At 40.3% G+C, this 21,925-nt stretch carries 20 protein-coding genes; 16 read left to right on the top strand and 4 right to left on the bottom strand.

What is annotated here, in order from left to right:
• Nucleotides 1–12 precede the first annotated feature (12 nt).
• Nucleotides 13–1,173 carry a GWxTD domain-containing protein gene (locus tag HOP08_06770; protein NOT74613.1) on the bottom strand — a complete coding sequence of 387 codons (1,161 nt, stop codon included), beginning with the start codon at nucleotides 1,171–1,173 and terminating at the stop codon, nucleotides 13–15.
• 149 nt (nucleotides 1,174–1,322) lie between these two features.
• Between HOP08_06770 and HOP08_06765 the strand changes: the two genes are divergently transcribed.
• A complete protein-coding gene (locus HOP08_06765; GenBank protein NOT74612.1) occupies nucleotides 1,323–2,099 on the top strand; it encodes a methyltransferase domain-containing protein in 777 nt (258 codons plus the stop codon).
• Between the two features lie 70 nt (nucleotides 2,100–2,169).
• Here the strand turns inward: HOP08_06765 and HOP08_06760 are convergent, their stop codons facing one another.
• A complete protein-coding gene (locus HOP08_06760; GenBank protein NOT74611.1) occupies nucleotides 2,170–5,130 on the bottom strand; it encodes a DUF2723 domain-containing protein in 2,961 nt (986 codons plus the stop codon).
• Nucleotides 5,131–5,286: 156 nt separating this feature from the next.
• A complete protein-coding gene (locus HOP08_06755) occupies nucleotides 5,287–5,916 on the bottom strand; it encodes a hypothetical protein (GenBank protein ID NOT74610.1) in 630 nt (209 codons plus the stop codon).
• A gap of 36 nt (nucleotides 5,917–5,952) precedes the next feature.
• On the opposite strand from HOP08_06755, the gene HOP08_06750 reads away from it, so the two are divergent.
• From HOP08_06750 to HOP08_06735, 4 genes are read left to right on the top strand one after another with little or no spacing between them, the layout of a single operon-like run.
• A complete protein-coding gene (locus tag HOP08_06750; protein NOT74609.1) occupies nucleotides 5,953–7,146 on the top strand; it encodes a tol-pal system protein YbgF in 1,194 nt (397 codons plus the stop codon).
• Between the two features lie 9 nt (nucleotides 7,147–7,155).
• On the top strand, nucleotides 7,156–8,274 hold the full coding sequence (gmd, locus tag HOP08_06745; protein NOT74608.1) for a GDP-mannose 4,6-dehydratase: 1,119 nt from the start codon (nucleotides 7,156–7,158) through the stop codon (nucleotides 8,272–8,274).
• Nucleotides 8,271–9,200 (top strand): GDP-L-fucose synthase, encoded by a 930-nt coding sequence (locus HOP08_06740; protein ID NOT74607.1) that lies wholly within the window; start codon nucleotides 8,271–8,273, stop codon nucleotides 9,198–9,200. The genes gmd and HOP08_06740 overlap by 4 nt, the downstream gene beginning before the upstream one ends.
• 6 nt (nucleotides 9,201–9,206) lie before the next feature.
• Nucleotides 9,207–10,538 carry a hypothetical protein gene (locus HOP08_06735; GenBank protein NOT74606.1) on the top strand — a complete coding sequence of 444 codons (1,332 nt, stop codon included), beginning with the start codon at nucleotides 9,207–9,209 and terminating at the stop codon, nucleotides 10,536–10,538.
• Here the strand turns inward: HOP08_06735 and HOP08_06730 are convergent.
• Entirely contained in the window at nucleotides 10,490–11,575 is a 1,086-nt protein-coding gene (locus tag HOP08_06730; GenBank protein NOT74605.1) for a glycosyltransferase family 4 protein, read from the bottom strand. The two genes, HOP08_06735 and HOP08_06730, sit on opposite strands and share 49 nt — an antisense overlap.
• Before the next feature lie 105 nt (nucleotides 11,576–11,680).
• Here HOP08_06730 and HOP08_06725 point away from each other — a divergent pair, with 105 nt between their 5' ends.
• From HOP08_06725 to HOP08_06675, 11 genes are read left to right on the top strand one after another with little or no spacing between them, the layout of a single operon-like run.
• Nucleotides 11,681–12,535, top strand: a complete 855-nt coding sequence (locus HOP08_06725) for an ABC transporter permease (GenBank protein ID NOT74604.1) — start codon at nucleotides 11,681–11,683, stop codon at nucleotides 12,533–12,535.
• Nucleotides 12,532–13,716, top strand: coding sequence for an ABC transporter ATP-binding protein (locus HOP08_06720; GenBank protein NOT74603.1), 1,185 nt, complete (start codon nucleotides 12,532–12,534; stop codon nucleotides 13,714–13,716). Before HOP08_06725 ends, HOP08_06720 begins: the two co-directional genes overlap by 4 nt.
• 5 nt (nucleotides 13,717–13,721) lie before the next feature.
• Nucleotides 13,722–14,633, top strand: coding sequence for a glycosyltransferase (locus tag HOP08_06715; protein NOT74602.1), 912 nt, complete (start codon nucleotides 13,722–13,724; stop codon nucleotides 14,631–14,633).
• Nucleotides 14,634–14,639: 6 nt separating this feature from the next.
• Nucleotides 14,640–15,560: a polysaccharide deacetylase family protein gene (locus HOP08_06710; GenBank protein ID NOT74601.1), complete on the top strand. Its 921-nt coding sequence runs from the start codon at nucleotides 14,640–14,642 to the stop codon at nucleotides 15,558–15,560.
• Nucleotides 15,557–16,366 carry a hypothetical protein gene (locus tag HOP08_06705; protein NOT74600.1) on the top strand — a complete coding sequence of 270 codons (810 nt, stop codon included), beginning with the start codon at nucleotides 15,557–15,559 and terminating at the stop codon, nucleotides 16,364–16,366. The genes HOP08_06710 and HOP08_06705 overlap by 4 nt, the downstream gene beginning before the upstream one ends.
• A gap of 18 nt (nucleotides 16,367–16,384) precedes the next feature.
• Nucleotides 16,385–17,272 (top strand): FkbM family methyltransferase, encoded by an 888-nt coding sequence (locus tag HOP08_06700; protein NOT74599.1) that lies wholly within the window; start codon nucleotides 16,385–16,387, stop codon nucleotides 17,270–17,272.
• Nucleotides 17,269–18,390, top strand: coding sequence for a glycosyltransferase family 4 protein (locus HOP08_06695; GenBank protein NOT74598.1), 1,122 nt, complete (start codon nucleotides 17,269–17,271; stop codon nucleotides 18,388–18,390). The genes HOP08_06700 and HOP08_06695 overlap by 4 nt, the downstream gene beginning before the upstream one ends.
• 6 nt (nucleotides 18,391–18,396) lie before the next feature.
• Entirely contained in the window at nucleotides 18,397–19,323 is a 927-nt protein-coding gene (locus HOP08_06690; protein ID NOT74597.1) for a glycosyltransferase family 2 protein, read from the top strand.
• Nucleotides 19,320–20,276 carry a polysaccharide biosynthesis protein gene (locus tag HOP08_06685; GenBank protein NOT74596.1) on the top strand — a complete coding sequence of 319 codons (957 nt, stop codon included), beginning with the start codon at nucleotides 19,320–19,322 and terminating at the stop codon, nucleotides 20,274–20,276. Before HOP08_06690 ends, HOP08_06685 begins: the two co-directional genes overlap by 4 nt.
• Nucleotides 20,277–20,280: 4 nt before the next feature.
• The gene (locus tag HOP08_06680; GenBank protein ID NOT74595.1) at nucleotides 20,281–20,961 is read left to right on the top strand and encodes an NDP-sugar synthase; all 681 of its coding nucleotides are present in this window, start codon (nucleotides 20,281–20,283) and stop codon (nucleotides 20,959–20,961) included.
• A 10-nt stretch (nucleotides 20,962–20,971) separates the two neighbouring features.
• The gene (locus HOP08_06675; protein NOT74594.1) at nucleotides 20,972–21,922 is read left to right on the top strand and encodes a methyltransferase domain-containing protein; all 951 of its coding nucleotides are present in this window, start codon (nucleotides 20,972–20,974) and stop codon (nucleotides 21,920–21,922) included.
• Nucleotides 21,923–21,925: the final 3 nt, after the last annotated feature.

Genomic DNA, 21,925 nt, shown 5'->3' with positions numbered 1-21,925 from the left:
TAATTTTAATTCTTAAAATCTACTTTTTCTCCAAAGATCTATCGTCAGATACCAGTTCTCTGTGTATTGTTTGTCGCGAACGAGTACATAATGATCTGGCGCGTATACACTCCCTGATTTGGTAAATACAAAGCGTTGTCTTGGATTACGATAATTCCATATTTCCTGCTGACCACTCTTTGTGACTTCATCTGGAGCTCCGAAAACGATAAAGATCATCCCCCGATCAGTTTCCCATCCATCCTTAAATGATGTGAAAAAAGAGTTCGCAATTTCAACGCGCTTGAAGTAGCTGCGCATAAAATCTCTTGCGCGCTCTTTATCACTGGTAATATCCAGTATGACTTTATCAAATTTTACTTTGTCCTCACCGGCTTCTCCAATTTTATCATTCTCCTCACGAGTGGTCACGAACAACAAAGGTCCTTTGAGATCAGCGAGCTTATTATATTTTGGATATGGATCTCTTCTGATAAGAAATGCAAAACCCTGCGTTGATGTGGTATCTTCCTGTGCGAGATATAAACCCTCCTGGGCAAAAGGTCCAACACCGTCACCAGACATAACGGTAAAAGTAGAATCAGGAAAAAAGAAGCGATCCATTTTTAATTCTTTATCAGCAAAAGGAGGAGATGGAGTTGGAAATCCATCTTTATAAAAGGAAAAATGAACGGGTTTACCAGGAGCACTTCCTCTTAAAGTATATCGAACGGTTGCAGATTTATAAGATGACCACTGTTTCTCGCCATCTTTTTCCAGGTAGCCATTAACAGGATAATGTGCTTCTATCTGTTTAAAAAAAATCCAACTCTTGGAGGATGCTGTGTTGGTAACTCTGGCAACAAATAGCCAGGGCTTTTCCGGTTTTGCAAATCTGAATACCCCTTCGGCTTTTCCGTTGATCAATCTCAACGTATCACTCGTGTTGATGATACCACCCTGACGTTGTGAATATGATTCTCTTTTTTCCCATTGCACAACATAGAAAGTGACCGAAGGATTATTGGTCTTAAGAGTATAGATCAGATTGATAGAGTCATTTTTGATGACGGGATTAAATTGCAAATCCGGTTCTCCCTGAAGATTGTACAGGTAATTGAAATTGACGCTGCTTACGGGTTGCGCCACACTCAGGCTGGATACGAACAAAAAAACAACAGTGAAAAATCTCATTTTGAACAGTTTACTCACGGGACAGATTATGGTTATCAATCCTTGTGCCATTGAGAGGATCAGACCCACCAAATTGTCACTCACAGGTTGTAAAATAACGAAGAAACGAATAGAAACGATACAGCACCAAAAACAGTATTTTTGCCGCCATGTCAAAGATTTACACAACTGAAATAACGTCAGACCAGATCGCTTCTGATAATCCCCTGCATCAAAGGCTTCTGAAACCGTATGTAGTATCTCCTGAATGGATAAAGGGTGATCTGCTGGAGGTGGGGTGCGGAGAAGGTAGAGGCATTGACTGGCTTCTTCCATCGGTTAAATCCTATAGTGCCATTGACAAGATTGAATCTGCTGTAATTGGCTTGAGAGAAAAGTATCCGGCCTCAAAATTTATAAGTGGTCACTTGCCGCCTCTTCCCTTCGATGATAACTCTTTCGATTCTGTGGTGAGTTTTCAGGTCATTGAACATATTGAAGACGATGTACTGTTCTTAAAAGAGATCTTTAGAGTTTTAAGACCTGGAGGCATTGCACTGATCACTACACCCAATCGCCTTCAATCTCTTTCCCGTAATCCATGGCACATTCGTGAATACACGGCACCGGAGTTGACCAAACTTGCACGGACTATCTTTCCTACTGTAGAAATGAAAGGTGTGGCTGGAAATGAAAAGGTCATGACTTATCATGAAAATAACCGGAAATCCGTGAATAAAATTATGAGGTGGGACATTTTCGATCTTCAGCATAAACTCCCTGCTGCTGTATTGAGAATTCCCTATGACCTGTTGAACAGAATGAATCGGAATAACCTTCAGCAGACAAGTTCAGATGGATTGGTATCGGGTATTTCCAAAGACGATTATCTTATTAGTGAGGATAAGCCAGATGCACTGGATCTTTTCCTGATCGTTCAGAAATAATCATAAAAGCTTATAAACAAAAAATCCTGCTTCGATTCCGGAGCAGGATTTTTTATAAATTAAATTGGTGTTACATATCCTGCTGTCTTGTTCCTGCGGTCACCTGAAGAGTTTCAACGATTCTTTGATAAGCATCTTCATATTTCTTGGCCAGTTCAAGTTCTCCATTTTCATATAAGATGCGCTGAAGCTCAGAGAGTACATAAAGATTTCTTCTGATATCAAGCGATATTCCTGAAAACTGAGCCATCTCATAATCTGTCATCTCCTCTGCGCGCGGACCTAGAACATTTGCAACTTCAATTGCTTTACTCTTTTCGCCAGCCCTGAAAAGAAGCTCAACGGTAGTTACGGTTGTAAGATCGTATGGTACTGCCTTATCCTGAATCTTATTGAGTGAGAACAAAAGCACTTCTTTGCCTTTTTCAATATTTCCTTCGTCAAGGAAGCCTTCTGCAAGTGAGTTCAGTGAACCACGATGATTTTGAACAAAGCCCCTGTAATCTTCATTGAAATACAATTTTGGGTTATCAAGACCTCTGTAGCCAAAATCCTGGATCATCTTTTTATATGAAGAGGTAGTGTTCACAAGATTCTCACGATCCTTGCGATTGTTTTTAATCGGCAATACCCTGTACGCATTTCCCTCCTGAACAACATAATCCCGGATTTCAATATTTAATTGAGAAAGCGATGTGTTGTTAAGGTAGATGGGGCGCTCCCAGTTATTAGTAGCAAGGATGTCAAGAAATGCCAGGTCTTTTTTCTCAAGCACGTTGCCACGAAGTCTAAGTTTCATTTGATCCACTACCAGACTGTCCATGCCTTTAGGAATAATTCCTTTAGCAATTACATCTGCTTTATTCACCTGAAGAGTAAATACCTTACTTGGTACGATGTTATTGCGTTCAACACGGAGCTGAGGATAATTCTTCTTCAGTAAATCAAGGAACTGGAGCAGGTCAATGCTTGGGATTTTAAGGTCCTGGAAGTATAACACGTCGTTAAAGCCACCCTGGCGATAATGATCAAGTGTCAAAGTATACTTGAAAGGAGGAGAATTATTCACCTTCTTCATCGACTGATCTATGTACCAGTCAGTATTGTAATAACTGAAAACTACCACACGAAGATCATTGCGATACTCTTCAACTTCCTGAGCATACCATAGCATGAAGGTATCATTGTCACCACCGGTAAAGATGATTCCATCCTGATCACAGGAGGCGAGATAATTCTTTCCTGAATCGACAGAGAAGAAGCGATCAGAGCGATTATGATCATCCCAACCTACAGCGCCCATCAGTATTGGAGCGGAAAGGCAGATGGCAGTTGCGGCAATAGCACTGGTCTTGAGATTTTTCAAAAACCCATTGAAGAATTCAGCGATGCCTATTACCGCAAAGCCAATCCAGAATGTGAAAGCATATGTTGAGCCCGCGTAGATGTAGTCTCGTTCGCGTGGTTCTTCTGGCGGAGAATTCAGATACACAACAATAGCAACCCCTGTCATGACAAACAGAAGCCCTACCACGGCAAAGTTTTTAGTGTCCTTAATGAATTGATAGAACATTCCAATAAAGCCCAGAATGAACGGGATCATGAAGAAGTTATTCCGTGCCTTATTATTAGCAATGAGGTCCGGCACTTTTTTAAATGCATCCATGGGACTTAACCAATCCGCTCCCTGGATGTCACTTTCGCGTCCCGCAAAGTTCCACATGAAGTAGCGCATGTACATGTGTCCAATTTGCTGACGGAACATATAGGCAATGTTTTGTCCCCAGGTTGGTTTCTCTCCATCCTTTAAACCAATGATATCACGATAAGATTGCTTGTACTCAGGATTCCAGGCGCGTGGTAAAAAAGTTTCTGAATTTGGCTCATAGACGTATGAGAATTTGTGATCGGTGATCTCGTATTTGTCTTTTCCTTTGGTATAAACTGCTGCGCCTTCCTTGTAGTCTATGATTCTGGAGGTGAAATACGGTCCATATAATAATGGACGACTACCATATTGCTCACGTTTCAGATAACGAACAAATGACATGATGTCTTTAGGAGCATTTTCATTGATAGGGGTGTCAAAGTTGGAACGTATTACGATTGTTGCATAAGATCCATATCCTATCAGGATGAATGCAGTAGAAAGTAAGAATGTGTTTAATACAGGTTTATTATTAACATGTGAATATCGAATTCCAAAAGCAAGTCCTCCGATGAGTATCAGACAGAATACGATCACACCGGATCCGAATGGTAAGCTCAGATTGTTGACAAAGAAAATTTCAAAGCCTGCAGCAAAACCAGGTAAGCCTGGAACAATAATATCATTGATGAATAGTACAAGGAAACCACTCACGCCAAGAGCAGCAATGATTCCCCAGGTGGTAGGCTTATATTTTTTAAAATAATAGATCAGTCCCAACGCAGGGATAGTCACAAGATTTAACATGTGAATACCGATAGATAGTCCTACCACGTATGCGATAAAAATCAACCACCGGTTTGCCGCGCTGTCATCTTCAATAACATCCCATTTCAAAATTCCCCACACGACGAAGGCAGTGAAGAAAGCAGACATTGCATATACTTCTGCTTCCACTGCGGAAAACCAGAATGATTCTGAAAAGGTATAAGCCAATGATCCTACTAATCCAGCTCCCATGAGAGTCCAGATCTGACCGGCAGTTAAATCGGTATCTTTTGCAACACCCATTATCTTCCTTCCAAATAAAGTAATAGACCAGAAGAGGAAAAGAATGGTGAATGCACTCGCTAAGACACTCATGAAGTTGATCCAATAAGCCACTTTAGTCAGGTCGCCCATTGCAAGAAAGGAGAACATTCTTCCCAACAGCATGAATAAAGGAGCGCCTGGTGGGTGGGACACCTCGAGCTTATAAGCAACAGCAATGAACTCCCCGCAATCCCAATAGCTGGCAGTCTCTTCAAAGGTGAGCCAGTAAGCGATCAGAGAAATGGCAAAAGCCAGCCAGCCGGTGTAATTATTGGTTTTTTGAAAATTCATGAGTTTTTAGAAAATCTGGGCGAAAATAAGGAATAGTCGATAATCGCTGTCAGTTTTTATGACCAGCGCTCAAAAAGACCATTATTTTAACGCTTGCAAATTTCAGGTGTTGTTTCAGGTCGTCAAATAAAGATCAGATCGGTGTAACCGTTGTCATTAGTAGACGATTATGTAAAACAGGATCCACAGCAAAAAGATCGGCAAATAGAAACTCAACACAATGGTCCATGCTGGCTTCATTCCTCTTTTGGAGAAATGCTGAATGCCTACCGCCAGTACATACCAATAAAGTATTTCAAACAAGTTCAGGGCTTTGAAGGGATAAGCTAAATGCTTGGGTAACTCCATATAGTTTACAAAATTCATCAAAGAGAAAGGGTAGAAAGCCTGGATATCGTAATAGTTTGGATCACCATAGATAACCAGAAACCAAACGATTTTTATTAATTCAGGGATCAGAAAAACATATTCAGCGACTAACACAATTCCCCAACATTGGGAATAGGTAACTCTATAGCCGAAAAGGAAACAGCCCATCCAGATCACAAGGCCCAGCACCGTAAACTTCCAAGCGTAGATCAGAGGTATAGAAAAATACTGCAATGCGCTTCGTATATAGAGAAAAGAACCGGCAGGCTGGTCAGCAAGGAACTCAAACGCCGCTGTTTCGTTTTCAATCATTGACTTCTTGATATAAAGGAGTGTCAATGTGGCCAGACACAGAAGAATAAATGTTTGCCTCTTAGGCGTATTAAAAATGGATTTTTGCTCGTTGGAAACTTCCATACTGATTACTGAAATCTGGGTGTTACTTTTGCGACCGTGAAATATAGGTTTAAAATTTTAGTTGCCCTTTTAACGGGGTTTATTTCCTTTTCTGCCTCTGCTCAGGCAAAAAAAGACACAACTATTATATTGATTTCCAGCCTGAACGTTCAGATCGAAACCACAGAGGCTTTGAACGATCTTTACAATTTTAAGTTTGCAAAAGCGGAACAGCAATTCAGATGGTTCAAGCAAAAGTATGCGTGGCATCCATTACCATATTTCCTGTTGGGTCTGAGTGAGTGGTGGAAGATTATGCCCAGCACGAATGACCGGTCTCATGATGAAAGATTCCTGGCATACATGGACAGCACAATTATGGTTGCTGAACACCTTCATGATAAAAATCCGGAGTATGCAACCGAGTCTGCATTTTTTCTGGCGGCAGCATACGGTTTTAAAGGAAGACTATATTCAGATGAAGAGCGTAAAGAATGGAGAAAAGCTGCGGTCGCAGGAAAAAAAGCTCTCGGTTATCTTGAAGAGTGTAAGAAGAAGAATTATCTAAGCCCTGAACTATTATTTGGTGATGCGCTCTATAATTATTTTTCTGTTTGGGTGCCTGAAAACTATCCAGCTTTAAAACCTATTCTTTGGTTTTTTCCGAAAGGAGATAAAGAGCTTGGTCTTAAACAGCTTAAGGAGGTTTCATACAATGCTTTCTACACCCGGACAGAAGCCATGGTTTGGTTAATGCGTATCTGGAATAGCTATGAAAACAAAAATGAACAAGCTCTTCAACTTTCCGAATACCTTCACCAGACGTATCCCGATAATCCATATTTTCATCGGTACTATGCAAGAATGTTGTATGCGCGGGGACTATACACCGACATGGAGCGTGAGTCTAAAGAAATATTAAATAGAATCGATAGCTCTAAGGCTGGCTATGAAGCTACCAGCGGAAGGTATGCAGCATTCTTTTTAGGGCAGTTGGGAGAGGGGCGGAGACAGCAGGATATGGCTAAAAAGTACTATTTGCAGGCGGTACAATTCTCGTTACAGAGTGGTGCAACTGATTCAGGGTATTATCTTTACTCTTTGATAGCCCTCGGGGAAATTGCCAGCAAAGAGGGAAACACGGCAGAAGCCAGGAAATACTTTAAAGAAGTGAAGGATAAGGCAGGTCGCAAGGATGAAGCCTTCAAGGATGCAAAGCGAAGGCTGAAAAATTTGGAGAAAGAAGATTAAAATAAAATAATGAAAAAACGTGCATTGATTACAGGAGTTACCGGCCAGGATGGAGCCTATTTGAGTGAACTACTGCTCTCAAAAGGTTATGAAGTTCATGGTATTAAAAGGAGATCCTCGATGATCAACACTTCACGGATCGATCATTTATATCTTGATCCCCATGAGAAGAATTCCAGTTTCCATCTTCATTATGGAGATCTGACAGATGCCTTGAATATCACCCGTATTGTCAAGGATGTTGAGCCAGATGAAATTTATAATCTGGGCGCAATGAGCCATGTAAAAGTATCTTTCGAAGAACCTGAGTACGTTGCTAATGCTGATGGAATTGGAACGCTAAGAATTCTGGAGGCAATTCGTTTGTTGCGACTTACTGAGAAAACAAGATTCTATCAGGCAAGTACTTCTGAGCTTTATGGACTGGTTCAGGAAATTCCTCAAAGGGAAACCACTCCGTTTTATCCAAGATCTCCTTATGGAGTTGCAAAACTTTACGCTTACTGGATCACGGTAAATTATCGTGAAGCATACAATATGTTTGCTGTTAATGGAATTCTTTTCAATCACGAAAGCCCATTAAGGGGAGAAACTTTTGTTACCAGAAAGATCACAAGAGGCGTTGCGCAGATAGCATTGGGACTTGATGATAAAATATTTCTTGGGAATCTGGACGCTGAACGCGATTGGGGTCATGCCAAGGATTATGTGGAGGTGATGTGGCGCATGCTTCAGGCACCTGTAGCGGAAGATTTTGTGGTGGCGACCGGTAAGAAAACTTCCGTCAGGGATTTTTGTAAGATGGCTTTCGAAGCAGCAGGAATCATCGTCTCCTTTAAAGGAAAAGGTGAAAAGGAAATTGGGATTGTTGAATCCATTAAAAATTCTGAGATCAAACTGAATATTGGCCAAACTGTAATTGAGATTGACCCGCGATATTACAGACCTACCGAAGTAGAATTGCTGATAGGTGATGCTACGAAGGCTAAGGAAAAGCTGGGATGGGTGCCACGCACTACATTGCCTGAACTGGTGAATGAAATGGTCGCAGCAGACCTTGAGTTATTCAAAAAAGATATCGTTCTTAAAAAGGGTGGCTTTAAGGTTGTTAGGCGTACCGAATCATGAACAGTCAATCGAGGATATTTGTAGCAGGTCATAGAGGAATGGTTGGCTCTGCCATCCTGCGAAAGTTAAAAAAAGACGGATTTACCAATTTTGTTCTAAAGACATCGAAGGAACTTGATCTTCGTGATCATGTGGCTGTAGAAAAATTCTTTGAGTCGGAGAAGCCTGAATATGTTTTTCTCGCTGCTGCAAAAGTTGGAGGTATAGTAGCCAATAATACTTACAGGGCTGAATTCCTTTATGATAACATGATGATCCAAAATAATGTGATCCATCAATCGTACAAAAATCAGGTCAGGAAACTTCTTTTTCTTGGAAGTTCCTGTATTTATCCCAAGATGGCTCCTCAGCCATTGAAAGAAGAATCATTGCTGACCGGTCTTCTGGAGCCTACCAATGAACCTTATGCTATCGCGAAAATCGCAGGGATAAAAATGTGTGATGCTTACCGTTCTCAGTATGGCTGTAATTTTATTTCAGCGATGCCCACAAATCTCTACGGGCCAAATGATAACTACAATCTTCAGACATCGCATGTGATACCAGCATTGCTGAAGAAGTTTCATGATGCTGCAAAGCAAAAGGAAACCACCGTCAGCGTATGGGGAACAGGAACTCCGATGCGCGAGTTTCTTCATGTCGATGATCTTGCTGAGGCATCTCTTTTTCTGATGAACAATTTTAATGAACCTGGTTTTCTTAACATTGGCACAGGCTCTGATCTCACTATCGATTCTCTTGCAAAATTAATAGCGAAAGTGGCTGGATATTCTGGCACTATCGAATATGACACCACGAAACCAGATGGTACACCACGCAAGTTGATGGATGTTTCAAAAATCCATCAACTCGGATGGAAACATAAAATTGAACTCGAAGAAGGTCTTCGCATGGTTTATAAGGACCTCGATCTTTCTTTAAAGTAATGCCTATTGGAATTACGCGACTTACTTGTTACGCCAATCATTATTCTGCTCATCTATGCAGGTGCGTATGTGATTCGGCCTCATGTAACCGATCAAATTAACAGAGGATATTTTTTCCCAGCCCTTACAGTTCGAATACTCGGAGCAATTGCGCTCGGGTTCATCTATCAGTTTTATTATAGTGGAGGCGATACCTTTAACTATCATACCAATGGCAGTCGGGTTGTCTGGGAGGCATTTACAGATTCTCCAGACATTGGTCTCAAGCTTTTGTTAAATGACGGAAGCAATAGTACGGGTATTTACGAGTACTCTTCACGAATCTATTTCTATAGGGATCATAGTTCATATTTTGTTATCAGAATTGCTGCGTTGTTTGATTTGCTGACTTTCTCTTCATACTCTGCAACAGCTGTTTTATTTGGAGCGGGAAGTTTTGCTGCTATGTGGATGCTTTACTTAACATTCTATAAAGAATTTCCCAGGTTCCATCGCGGGATAGCAGTTGCCACTCTCTTTATTCCCTCAGTGTTTTTTTGGGGTAGTGGGGTTTTAAAGGATACGGTGATCATTAGTTGCCTGGGTGTAGCCACATATCACTTTCATTTGCTGTTCATTGAAAGGAAAGGCTCATTCTGGTCTGTGGTAGCATTGCTCATTTCTCTCTATGTTATTTTCAGTGTTAAGATCTTTATCCTTCAGGTTTACCTTCCTGCTATCATTGTCTGGATTGTTGCTTACAACTTTGGAAGAATCCGATCAACTGTTCTTAAAATGCTGCTGGTTCCGCTCGTAGTAACGTTGGTTTTGGTTTCCAGTATTTATTCAATCGTTAAGATTGGTGAAGACGACGCGAAGTATTCGGTCGGTAATCTTGCCAAGACGGCCCGTATCACCGCATATGATATCAGGTATTGGACGGGACGAGATGCCGGATCAGGGTATACTTTGGATATTGAAGACTGGACACCCGCTGGAATGATACTGGCGGCCCCGGCTGCTATAAATGTTTCTCTTTTCAGACCTTATCTCTGGGAAGTGAGAAATCCTCTCATGTTGGTGTCTGCGATCGAAAGTAGTTTCCTGTTGATATTTACGCTTTACATTATTGTCAGGAACTTCAGGCAGATATTTCTTGGGCTAACAAATTACAACGTTCTGTTCTGCCTTGCATTCTCCATCAGCTTTGCATTTGCTGTTGGTATTTCAACATTTAATTTTGGAACGCTCACACGGTATAAGATTCCTTTGCTGCCATTCTACATGCTGGCACTTGTCATCCTGATGAACTATTCAAACAGCGACAGGAATGTTGAAGAGTTGGAAGAAACGGAATAATATTTCTCTACTTTTTCTCTTCCTTTTTCTCCCATTGTTTTACGCGCTTCAGGATGATGAAGTAAATACTCAAGATGCTGAATCCAGTCTTCTTCCGTTGAACAAAGAAATCCGTTCACGACTTGATCAACGATTTCAGAGTTGACTCCAACGGGTGAAACGAGTGCCGGTTTCTTAAGACTCATATATTGTAAGGCCTTGAAGCCGCACTTTCCCTTAGTCCATGTTTCATTTGGCATAGGCATAATCCCAATATCAATTTTCATCAGGTCATCTATTTCCGTGTCTTTTGACCATTGAACAAAATTTATAAAGGGTTGTTGCCATTCAGGATTTTTATCAGCTATGATGAGCAATTCAATTTCAGGATATTTTTTCCATAGAGTTTCAATAACTGGAAGGAGTGGAGTTAAGTATGGCAATGTTGAATGGGAGCCTGTCCAGCCAATGATGATTTTATTTTTATTTTGTGCTATTGGATGTTTGTCCGGATTATGATGATGAATTGTATCAATTGTTGTAGGATTTACGATTAAAGCATTGTTGAATTGCAGAGCGTAGTCGGCCAGAAATTGATTTCCACAGCTTAGACGGTAGCTGGCATTGCAGATGACATTGAACTTGTGATGCCATTTTAACCCAGAAATAATCTTATTTTCATCAGAAGTATTGGCCAGCCAGATTGCATCATCAAAGTCGTAAATGATCTTCTTCCGAAAGAAATTTGCAATCATCCATTCAAAAAAAGGCGGCCCGATCGGAGTTGCTTCACGGTGAATGAAGATGAAATCGAATTTTCCAATATTAAACAGCAGGCCAAACCTTTTTGTAAAGCCACTTAAGATCCCAAAGATCTTCCTAACAGAATTACCTTTTTTGTAAAGAATTTTCCAAGAGGAAACTCCCAGGAAGGGATAAACATGATATTCAAAGTTATTGCTGCTTAAGAGTTCAAAGTACTGCTCAAACCTGAATCGTTGCGATGGAGATTGTCCAACGGGATAGGGGCAGATGAATGCAATGCATTTTTTAGTCACAAAAAGAAAGATAGTATAAAAACATAATGATTCGGAAAGGTGTGTCGCTAATGAAAAAGAGATGGTGAAACCAAAATAATGATCTCTCCATAATTTTGCGCACTTTTGAGAGAAATTGCCCAGTCTTCAATGAAGGACAATGATGAATTTGTTATAAACCCACCCGGAAAGTTATCGCTTGGCCTGAGTGAAATCTGGCAATACCGTGAGCTCTTTTATTTTTTTACCTGGAGAGATGTTAAAGTAAAATACAAGCAGACGGTATTGGGAATTTTTTGGGCCGTTCTCCAGCCACTCTTCATGATGCTGATCTTTACCCTGTTCTTTAGTCGTGGAATGGGCATTCAAAGTACTGGTCTTCCCTATCCCTTATTTGTTTTCTCAGGATTGATCCTCTGGAATCTATTCTCCAATGGCATCACCAATGCTGGAAATAGCATGGTGACCAATTCAAACATTATCAAGAAAATTTATTTTCCCCGACTGATCATTCCCATCAGCTCCATTCTCTCATCATTAGTTGATCTGTGCTTTGCTTTCATTGTATTTATTGGCATGCTGTTCTGGTATTCGCCCTCCATTGATATATCATCAGCAATATTATTCTGGCCTCTGGGAATACTTTTTTCCTGCATCGCTACATTTGGCCCTGGCTGCTGGCTGGCTGCATTGAATATTAAGTATCGCGACTTTCGATACGTTATCCCATTTCTCGTACAGGCTTTACTTTTTCTTTCTCCTGTGATCTATCCTCAGATGATGGTCAAACAGAAGTGGATAGAAATTCTTCTGGCGCTAAATCCCATGTACGCTGCTATTGAGATTTTCCGTGCACCTTTCAATGGCGGCATGATGAATACTGAGATGGTTACTATCAGTATTGTTTCCGGAGTCATCATGTTGCTGACCGGGATTTTATACTTTAAAAGAACTGAAATGTACTTCGCCGATTTATCATGAAGCCAGTTCTTGAATTGCATAGCGTTTCAAAGAAATTTACGATCCATCACCAGGAATCGTATCTGAGTCTTCGTGACCGAATGTCAAACGTTCTTAGATCTTCTCCCAGGGAAGAAGATTTCTGGGCTTTGAAAGATGTCACCTTCGATGTCAATCCAGGAGATTCACTTGGAATCATTGGAAAGAATGGTGCAGGAAAATCCACTCTGCTTAAAATCCTTTCGAAGATCACTCCACCCACCGAAGGAAAAATAAAAGGAAGAGGAAGGATGGCCAGCTTGCTTGAAGTTGGAACGGGTTTTCATCCTGAATTAACCGGACGTGAGAATGTCTTTTTCAACGGCTCACTGATGGGCATGAAGAAAAAAGAAATTGTTTCAAGATTTGATGAGATCATTGACTTCAGTGGAACAGAGAAATTTCTTGATACTCCCTTAAAGCATTATTCCAGTGGAATGCAGTTGCGCCTGGCATTCTCAGTCGCCGCATTTCTTGAGCCTGAGATATTGATTATTGATGAAGTATTAGCTGTGGGTGATGCTGAATTTCAAAAGAAGTGTCTCGGAAAGATGGACGACGTTAGAAAGAGCGGAAGAACCATTCTTTTTGTAAGTCATAATATGGCTGCTGTTTCACGATTATGTAACCGATCGTTATTGCTTGATCAGGGGGAGATCACAGCAATGGGCACACCGGATCAGGTCATGCATACGTATCTTAAAAATCGTGAAGAGAAAAAGACAGATCGATCCGTTATAAAGCTTGCAGAGGGAATATCATTGCATGATTTCGTTTTTCAGAAGAGTGAATTGAGTTCTGGAGACTCTCTTCATTATTCGTTTCGTATTTCGTCTAGCGCTCCTAACACGATTTCGGGTCTTGCCCTTTTGCTCTACAATGAATTGAATGAACGTATTGGCATCGTTGATCTTCGAAGTGAAGAGTTGTTGTCAAAATCACGGGAGAAGAATGATCTGATATTTTCAGGAACATTAAATGGCCTTCAACTGGTGGATGGAATTTATCACATGGGAATTTATATTTCATCGAATGCCGTTCAGGGTGACTTTTATGATCTCAACTCTTTCCATATTTCTCTTCCTGAAGGAGACATTGTTCCATACGACAAGCAGCACAGAGGATATATTTCATTTCTGCATGAGGGGAGAATACAATCATAGCCTGGATGAATATCAGTGTCATCATTCCAACCTTTAACGGAGCTCACAAAATTGAAGCGGCACTGACTGCGCTTTCACAGCAAACATTTCCTGATTTTGAAGTTGTCATTATCATAGATGGATCCACTGACAACACACAAGATGTAATTAAGAGATTTGATGGTATTCTTCCGCGCATGAGTGTTCATTTTATTGAAAACAGGGGAAGGGCGCATGCAAAGAATGAAGGCGTAAATGCTTCCAAAGGCGAAATTCTGATTTTTATTGATGATGACATCAGGCTTTTTAAAGATGCCGTAGAGCTTCACAGGAACTTTCATTTGGAAAATCAAAACGAGATCATGTTTGGTCACCTGGAGATGGATCCTGAAAAGGCCAGACTTAATGACTTTTGGAATTACAGAAGAACTATTGAATCAGGATGGAGGGAGTTGCAGAGTACCACCATCTCATATGCCAATTATGGAATTACTTCGGCCAATCTTTCTCTAACAAAAAAGACGTTCTGGAAGGTGGGTGAATTTGATTCCACACTTAGAGATTCGGAAGATTTTGATTTTGGGATTCGCGCTCTTCAGCAAGGGATTCCCATTCGTTATATTCCTAAGATCAATGGATATCATGATGATTTTTCAACGTTACTGCCTTACGTTCGTCGTCAGAAGGAGTACATGATGTCTAAGTATGTTCTATTGAAAAAACATCCTGAATACAAGAAAATACTTCCGAACCATTTTAAATGGAGTGCCTCACTCTCCGGTGATGGCATTAAGAAATTCTTCTTCGGGAATGAAAACCGGTGGGAACCATTGTTCGAATCCAAAGTTTTCCTAAGTCTTCCTCAATCCTTGCGTTATAAACTTTACAGTGCTTATATCTACGTACATTCTGTCATGATGACGCGACCTGCTGCTTAAAGTATTATGGTAAGTAATTTCTTGTTTCATCGTGTAAGCCCTGTTCGTGACCCCCTTTGGGATCCTATGGATGTATCGCGTTTCGAAAAAGCTATTCAATACATTTCAAAGAATTATGAAGTTCGCAGACTTGAAGATTTAATTCAATCAGATGAAATTCATAGCAAAAGAAGGTTTGCGACAATTGTTTTTGATGATGGCTATAAAGACAACATTGAGTATGGTGCGGAAATATTATCAAAGTATAATTGCAAGGCTTCTTTTTATGTAGTAACTGATTGTATCGATAAGAATATTCCGACGTGGACTTTTATGCTTGACTATGCTTTTGGGCATACACGGATTTCTAAAATTCATTTAGGATTTAATTTTCTTCCACAGGAATTGAGGGTAGAAGATTTGTTCTCTGCAGATGACAGAATTAATTACGTTAAAAAGTTCAAAGGTGTTATCAAGAAACTGTCACATGTGCAACGTAATCAGTTGCTGGAAGTAGTCTTTCAAACTTATAATGATGTCGAGTTTCCAAAGAACATGATGTCATGGAATGACTTGAAGCAGCTTAGTCAGGCGGGCCATTATATAGGTTCGCACACCGCTGCTCATGGAATGTTAGGCACCATGGATCATGTGAACGAAATACGTTCCGAACTTCTAACCTCAGCGGAAGCTATTGAAAAGAATTTGGGCTATTTTCCTACTACTATTTCTTATCCTGTGGGAAGCTATAATCAGAAAGTGATTGATATCAGTAAGGAGGTTGGCTATAAAACAGGGCTCGCGGTAAAGCAGACCATCTTCAATCCCGAAAAGGATTCACAATTCGAAATTCCCCGAATTGAACTCTACAATGAGCCATGGTGGAAAATGAAATTAAGGATCACTAATTTGCTGGGGAATATCAAAACCGTCACAGGCTACAAATGAAAATTGTTATGTGGATCAATGGGGAAGCGAATCAAAAAGCCCTTTCCAATAAGATTCATGCTTTATTTCCGCTGACTGGCATCGTGATTGAGAACAGGCTACCAAAACGAAAGATCACAGTATCCCGGGTATTTGAAAAAGTAATAGAGAAACTCATGTTGGGTAGTATCTCAAAGGCATGGGTTGAAATGCTTGATTTTTATGAACATAGTTTTTCTCAATTTCCGGATGTTACCAAGTTAAAGGTCTCCGATATAAACAATGGCCAGGTGCTTGCCTTTACACGTGCTTTGGATCCTGATCTGATTATTGTCTCAGGAACATCTTTGATAAAAAATGAACTATTGTCATTAAAAGCAAAAATCGGGATCATCAATCTTCATACCGGACTCTCTCCGTATCTGAATGGCGGGCCAAACTGTACGAATTGGTGTATTGCCAATAATGAATTTCATCTGATAGGAAATACTGTTTTGTGGATCGATGCAGGAATTGATTCAGGTAATATTATCGCTACAGAAACCTCCAGGTTTGACGGCTCTGAGGATCTTTCGGCCGTACATATCAAAGTAATGGAGCATGCACATCATTTATGTATGAAGGCAGTCTCGCATTTGGAAGCTGGAGGAAACTCAAATCATCCACAGTCGGAGATTGGTTCCGGGAGAACTTTCTATTCAAGGCAATGGAATCTCAAGGAAAAGATGAGGCTTGTGAAAAACTTTAAGAACTTTGGAAAGGAAATAAACTCCGAACGCATTTCTAAACTCAGGAGTTCTTTGAAAATGGTATCCATTGACAATTAGTAGCAAACGGTAATAGAATTGACGGATCATAAATCTCAACCTCTCAAAACAAGAATACTTCATAAGCTAAGAAGCATTTTCAAATTCTATTTATTTGAAAAGTGGTTGGTGGCGAAAACACAAGGTGTTTCGATGGACAGGTTGATTTATAAGATCGTTCCTCATAGCTATACCTATCCTCACTCTTCCTTTCGTAAGTTCAACAGGTTTGGTGTAAAGTTAAAAGCAGACATCAGTGATTTTTTAGGCCACGGCCTTTACTTTGGTTATGATAATGAAGAGTCCAGATCATATGACCGGCTATTAAATCTTGTAAAGCCTGGTTTTTTATGCATTGATGTCGGAGCCAATATTGGATATGTAAGCATGCGCATGGGATCAGCGCAGCGCGATGTTACAGTGATTGGATTTGAACCAGATCCATTAAACTATTTCAGAGCGAAGGAAAATCTAGCGCTTAATCACTTTGATAATATTTCTATTCATCATCTTGGGCTTGGTGAGCAAAAAGGTGAAGCGGTTATGGAGATAAGAACCGCCGGGAACCTTGGTGGGAACAGAATAGGCAAATCAGGAACAAGCGGTGAAAAGGTACCGATTACTACTCTGGATCTTTTTTTCGATCAAAGGGAGAGGACGGCAATAGATCTGATTAAAATTGATGTTGAGGGCTATGAGTTAAAGGTCTTAAAAGGGGCAAAAAAAATTCTTTCCGCAGATCATCCGATATTGTTTGTTGAGATCAACGATGATAATCTCCGCTATCAGGGAGACACTGCTCATGAGCTTATAAAATATCTAATGGAGTTGGGTTATAAGGATTTCATTCACACAGGAAATGGAGCAGTTATTTCTGACAAAACGGATTTTAAAAATTTGCATTTCGATCTATTGGCCCAAGCATGAATCAATTGAAAATTGTATTCATTATCTCTCACGTCCACAAGTCGCTTCAGCTTGAATGGATGATTGATGGATTAGTGAGAAAAAACATACAACTTTCATTTATCTTATTAGGACAATCGAAGACGGAGTTAAGTCAATTTCTTCATGATAAGAATCTGAAGGTATTTCATATTCCGTTGGCGGGAAAGGTTTCCATGATCCTTGCTTTCTTCAAGGTATTTTCAATTTTAAGAAGGGAAAAACCTCAGGTTGTACACACACATCTTTATCATGCTAATCTGATCGGACTTTTTGCAGCACGACTCCTCGGAATAAAAAGAAGAATTTACACCAGGCATCACGCCACCCTTCATCATCAGTATTATCCTAAGGCAGTTTATATAGATCGGTTTATTAATAAGCTTGCAACACATATTATTATACCTTCTAATTCTCTCTATGAAACGTTAGTAAACCTTGAGGGTGTTCATTCGGATAAGATAAGATCCATTCCTCATGGATTTGATCTTGCCTATTTCTCAACCAGAGACACAACAATTGAGAAATTCAAATCAAAATATAAACTCAAGGGTAGTCATCCGGTAGTGGGTGTCATCGCGCGCCATACCGAGTGGAAGGGAATACAATTTATCATACCTGCCTTTCGGGAAATTTTAAAAGAATATCCAAATGCACACCTTGTGCTCGCCAACGCTGGTGGTGATTTTGAAAAAGAAATTGCTGCCATGATGCTTGCCATCCCTGATGCAAATCAAACCATCATTCCATTTGAAAATGATGTAGCGCCACTTTATCACTGCTTTGATATCTTTATTCATGCACCTATTGATTCAAAGTGTGAAGCATTTGGACAAACCTATGTGGAAGCTCTTGCTGCAGGTATCCCCTCAATTTTCACATTATCAGGAATTGCCAATGAATTTATTGTTAATGGTGTGAATGCGCTGGTGGTAGATTATAAGCAGAGTGAAATGATTGCTTTTAATATTCGTAGATTGTTAAACGATCCCCCTCTTTCAAAGCGATTAATTGAACAAGGCAGAGTTTATGTTGAAAAGAGATTTTCAATTGATCAAATGACTACCCGGCTTGAAAAACTTTATTTAACTGGTGAATAGTTGGCAATGAGTCATCATAAAGAAGTTTTCTTTTCTATTATCATCCCAACTTATAACAGGGCTGATTTTATTTTAAACACACTTCAAACAGTTTTTGATCAGTCTTTTCAGGATTTTGAAATCATTGTTGTCGACAACGCATCACAGGATAACACAGCCAAACTTCTTGAACCATACATCCGCGACGGAAAACTTAAACTCATTGTTCATGATAAAAACTATGAGCGCGCCAAATCAAGAAATACCGGTCAGCAAAATGCAAATGGCAAATATGTCACCTTCCTCGACTCCGATGATTTCATGTACCCGGATAATTTGAAGGATGCATATCAGTATGCCATGAGTCATCCCGACGTCAGGCTTTTTCATAATTTATATGAGCTCGTTGATTCAAAGAGGGAAGTCATTTATAAGTATCAGTTCAATTCATTGGATAATCCAATACGTGCAATAGCAAAAGGAAACTTCCTTTCCTGCATAGGAGTATTTATGGATCGTGAGATTTATCGGAACATATCATGGGATGAAACTCCTGTTCTGGTCGGTTCTGAGGATTATGAGTATTGGCTGCGGGTTCTGGCAAGCGTTAAAAACGTGGGCCGTATCAATAAAGTAAACAATGGAATTCTTCATCATGCCCAGCGTACAATGAATCAACTTGATCTCCGGGCTGCTGAAAGCAGAGTTGAGTTTCTGATCAGAAAAGTTGAAACAGATCCATCAATGAATTCGGTATATAAACCATTCTTAGGAGAACTGAAATCAGGGTTGTTCATCTTTCTCGCTGGACTTGCCGGGAAGACTGACAAGAAGCTTTCTTTCCAATATTTAAGAATGGCTTTTGCCTCAAATTGGATGGTGCTAAAATCCAGAAGTTTCTACTCGAATTTTTTTCAGTTACTTGCAGGGTTTAATAGAACTTCAAAGCAATGAAGAAAATACTTTTGGTCACAGGAGGCACAGGATTTTTAGGCCGTGAGCTTGCTCTTTCATTAAAGAACAATTACAACGTAATACTGGGTGCCAGGAATAACAAACAGAATTTCAAAGCTAAAGGATACACCGGATGTGAAGTGGTACCGCTGGATGTAACGAATGCGGGTTCGGTGAAAGATGTAATGGTTGAATTCAAGCCGTCAATCGTTGTGCATGCCGCAGCAACCAAATTTGTCGACCTCTCAGAGAAATTCCCAATGGAGTGTATCGATGTGAATGTAACAGGCTCTCAAAATGTTGCCCGTATTGCAATTGACTGCGGCGTGGAAACCGTAGTGGGAGTGTCAACAGATAAAGCTTCTCCACCCGTCCGTAATACGTATGGACTTACAAAAGCGTTGATGGAACGATTGTTCTGTTCAATGAATAGTAAGACCAGCACACAGTTTACATGTGTTCGATATGGCAACGTTGCATGGTCAACGGGTTCAGTTCTGCCGTTGTGGAAAAGGATGCACGATGATACCAAAGTAATTGGAACGACCGGACCTGAAATGCGAAGATTTTTCTTTACCGTTCATGAAGCTGTTGAACTTGTAAAAACAGCCATTGAAAATATTTCAATTGTCAAAGGAAAAGTCCTTTCACGTGAAATGAAGTCAGCGCAGATCATGGATGTCCTCGAGGTATGGATAAAGAAATATGGAGGCCGTTATGAAAAAATTGATGGCCGCCCGGGAGAAAGACTTGATGAATTTCTGATTGGGGATCAGGAGATTCCATTTACTCAAGAGTTAAATTTTTCTGGAGTCAGGCATTTTCTGCTTTCGTTCAATGAGAAAGTAGCTTCACCGGTAACTGTGGCATTGTCTTCTGAAAATGCAAACCGCCTTACGGAAAAAGAGATTGAGCAATTGATTTCAAATCCCCCCTCGCAGGAGTTTTTATAAGAGTATGCGTAAATTAAAACATGCTTTGATCATGGCGGCTGGTCGCGGTACAAGAATGCGTACCATGACCGACCATATTCCTAAGCCTATGATCCGGTATGGAGAATATACTCTTATCGAAAATGGTATCAGAAAACTGATCCAGCATGTGGATCACATTCATATTACGGTAGGATATAAAGGCGCTTTACTCGCTGAACATGTAATCGGCCTGGGTGTAGACACGGTCATTAATACGGAAGGCAAAGGAAATGCATGGTGGATCTATAATTCATTGATGAGTCAGCTTGAAGGACCCGTCGTAGTTCTTACGGCAGACAATGTTACAGATCTTGATTTTGATCTTCTTGAAAAGGAATATGAGAAATTCAATGCTCCCGCATGCATGGTTATTCCTGTATTACCGGTGCCAGGTCTCGAGGGTGACTACATTCATCATGATAAGAATAAAGTGATCGAACTTAATCGCAACAAACCTTCTGACATGTATTGTTCCGGCATCCAGATTGTTGATCTTAAGAAAATAAATAAACTTACCAGGCCCGTTCAGGATTTTTATGAAGTGTGGCAGCAGCTTATTCTTTCCTCTCAACTCTATTGCTCTAATGTGTATCCAAAGAATTGGTTCACAGTTGATACCCCTGAGCAATTGGATCAACTGAATAAAAGCACAGATCTGGCTTAATCCGCTCAAAATGTTGTTAGCAGATAAGACCGAAAAATTCAGGATAACATCGAAAGAACTGGTTGGAAGCAAAGGAACGATCCTGAATTCTTTCAACGAAGTGATCTATTGTGATCAGACACCCAATTATTCAGAGAGCTTTGGGTTTCAATGGAATAAATTTCAGACAACACAGCTTGATAGATTTCAAAGCGGTCAGAAGCAAAGTCATGATCGTTTTTTTGCAGTGACAAAATGGAATGAGGAAGACTTGACTCATCAGAATGTTCTGGAAGTAGGTTCAGGTGCGGGTCGTTTTTCAAGTATTGTTTTGAATAATACGAATGCGAACCTGGTCAGTGTTGACTATTCTCACGCGGTAGAAGCAAACTTCAGAAACAATGGACCGCATCCACGATTAAGATTATTTCAGGCTAGCATCTATGATCTTCCGTTTGAGCCGGCTCAATTTGATAAAGTTTTCTGCTTTGGAGTTTTGCAGCATACGCCAGATGTAAAGCACTCAGTTGAGTGTCTCACTCAAATGGTTAAACCTGGTGGAACACTCATAGTGGATTTTTATCAGATCAAAGGCTGGTACACTAAGATTCATGCTAAATATTTACTGAGGCCCATTACACGAAAGTGGGATCATACAAAATTGCTGAACACCATTGAATCCAATGCTGATCGTCTGATACGTCTGTATCGTGGTTTGAATCGAATTGGACTCGGATTTCTAACCAGATTTCTTCCCGTTTGTGATATTAATCGGACGCTACCGAAGAATTTAAGTCCGGAACAACTGCATGAATGGGTTGTACTCGATACCTTTGATATGTTTTCACCAGCTTTTGACCAGCCGCAGCAACTGGAAGAGGTTGTAAAGTGGTTTAAAGAATTTGGATTGGTCAATGTTTCAGGTCAGATGGTAACCTATGATGGAGTGAATCAGGTAGCCGTTGTAAAAGGAACACGTTAACAC

The sequence above is a fragment of the Cyclobacteriaceae bacterium genome, from assembly GCA_013141055.1.
Classification (GTDB): domain Bacteria; phylum Bacteroidota; class Bacteroidia; order Cytophagales; family Cyclobacteriaceae; genus ELB16-189.
This window is presented reverse-complemented; position numbering and strand designations above follow the sequence as displayed.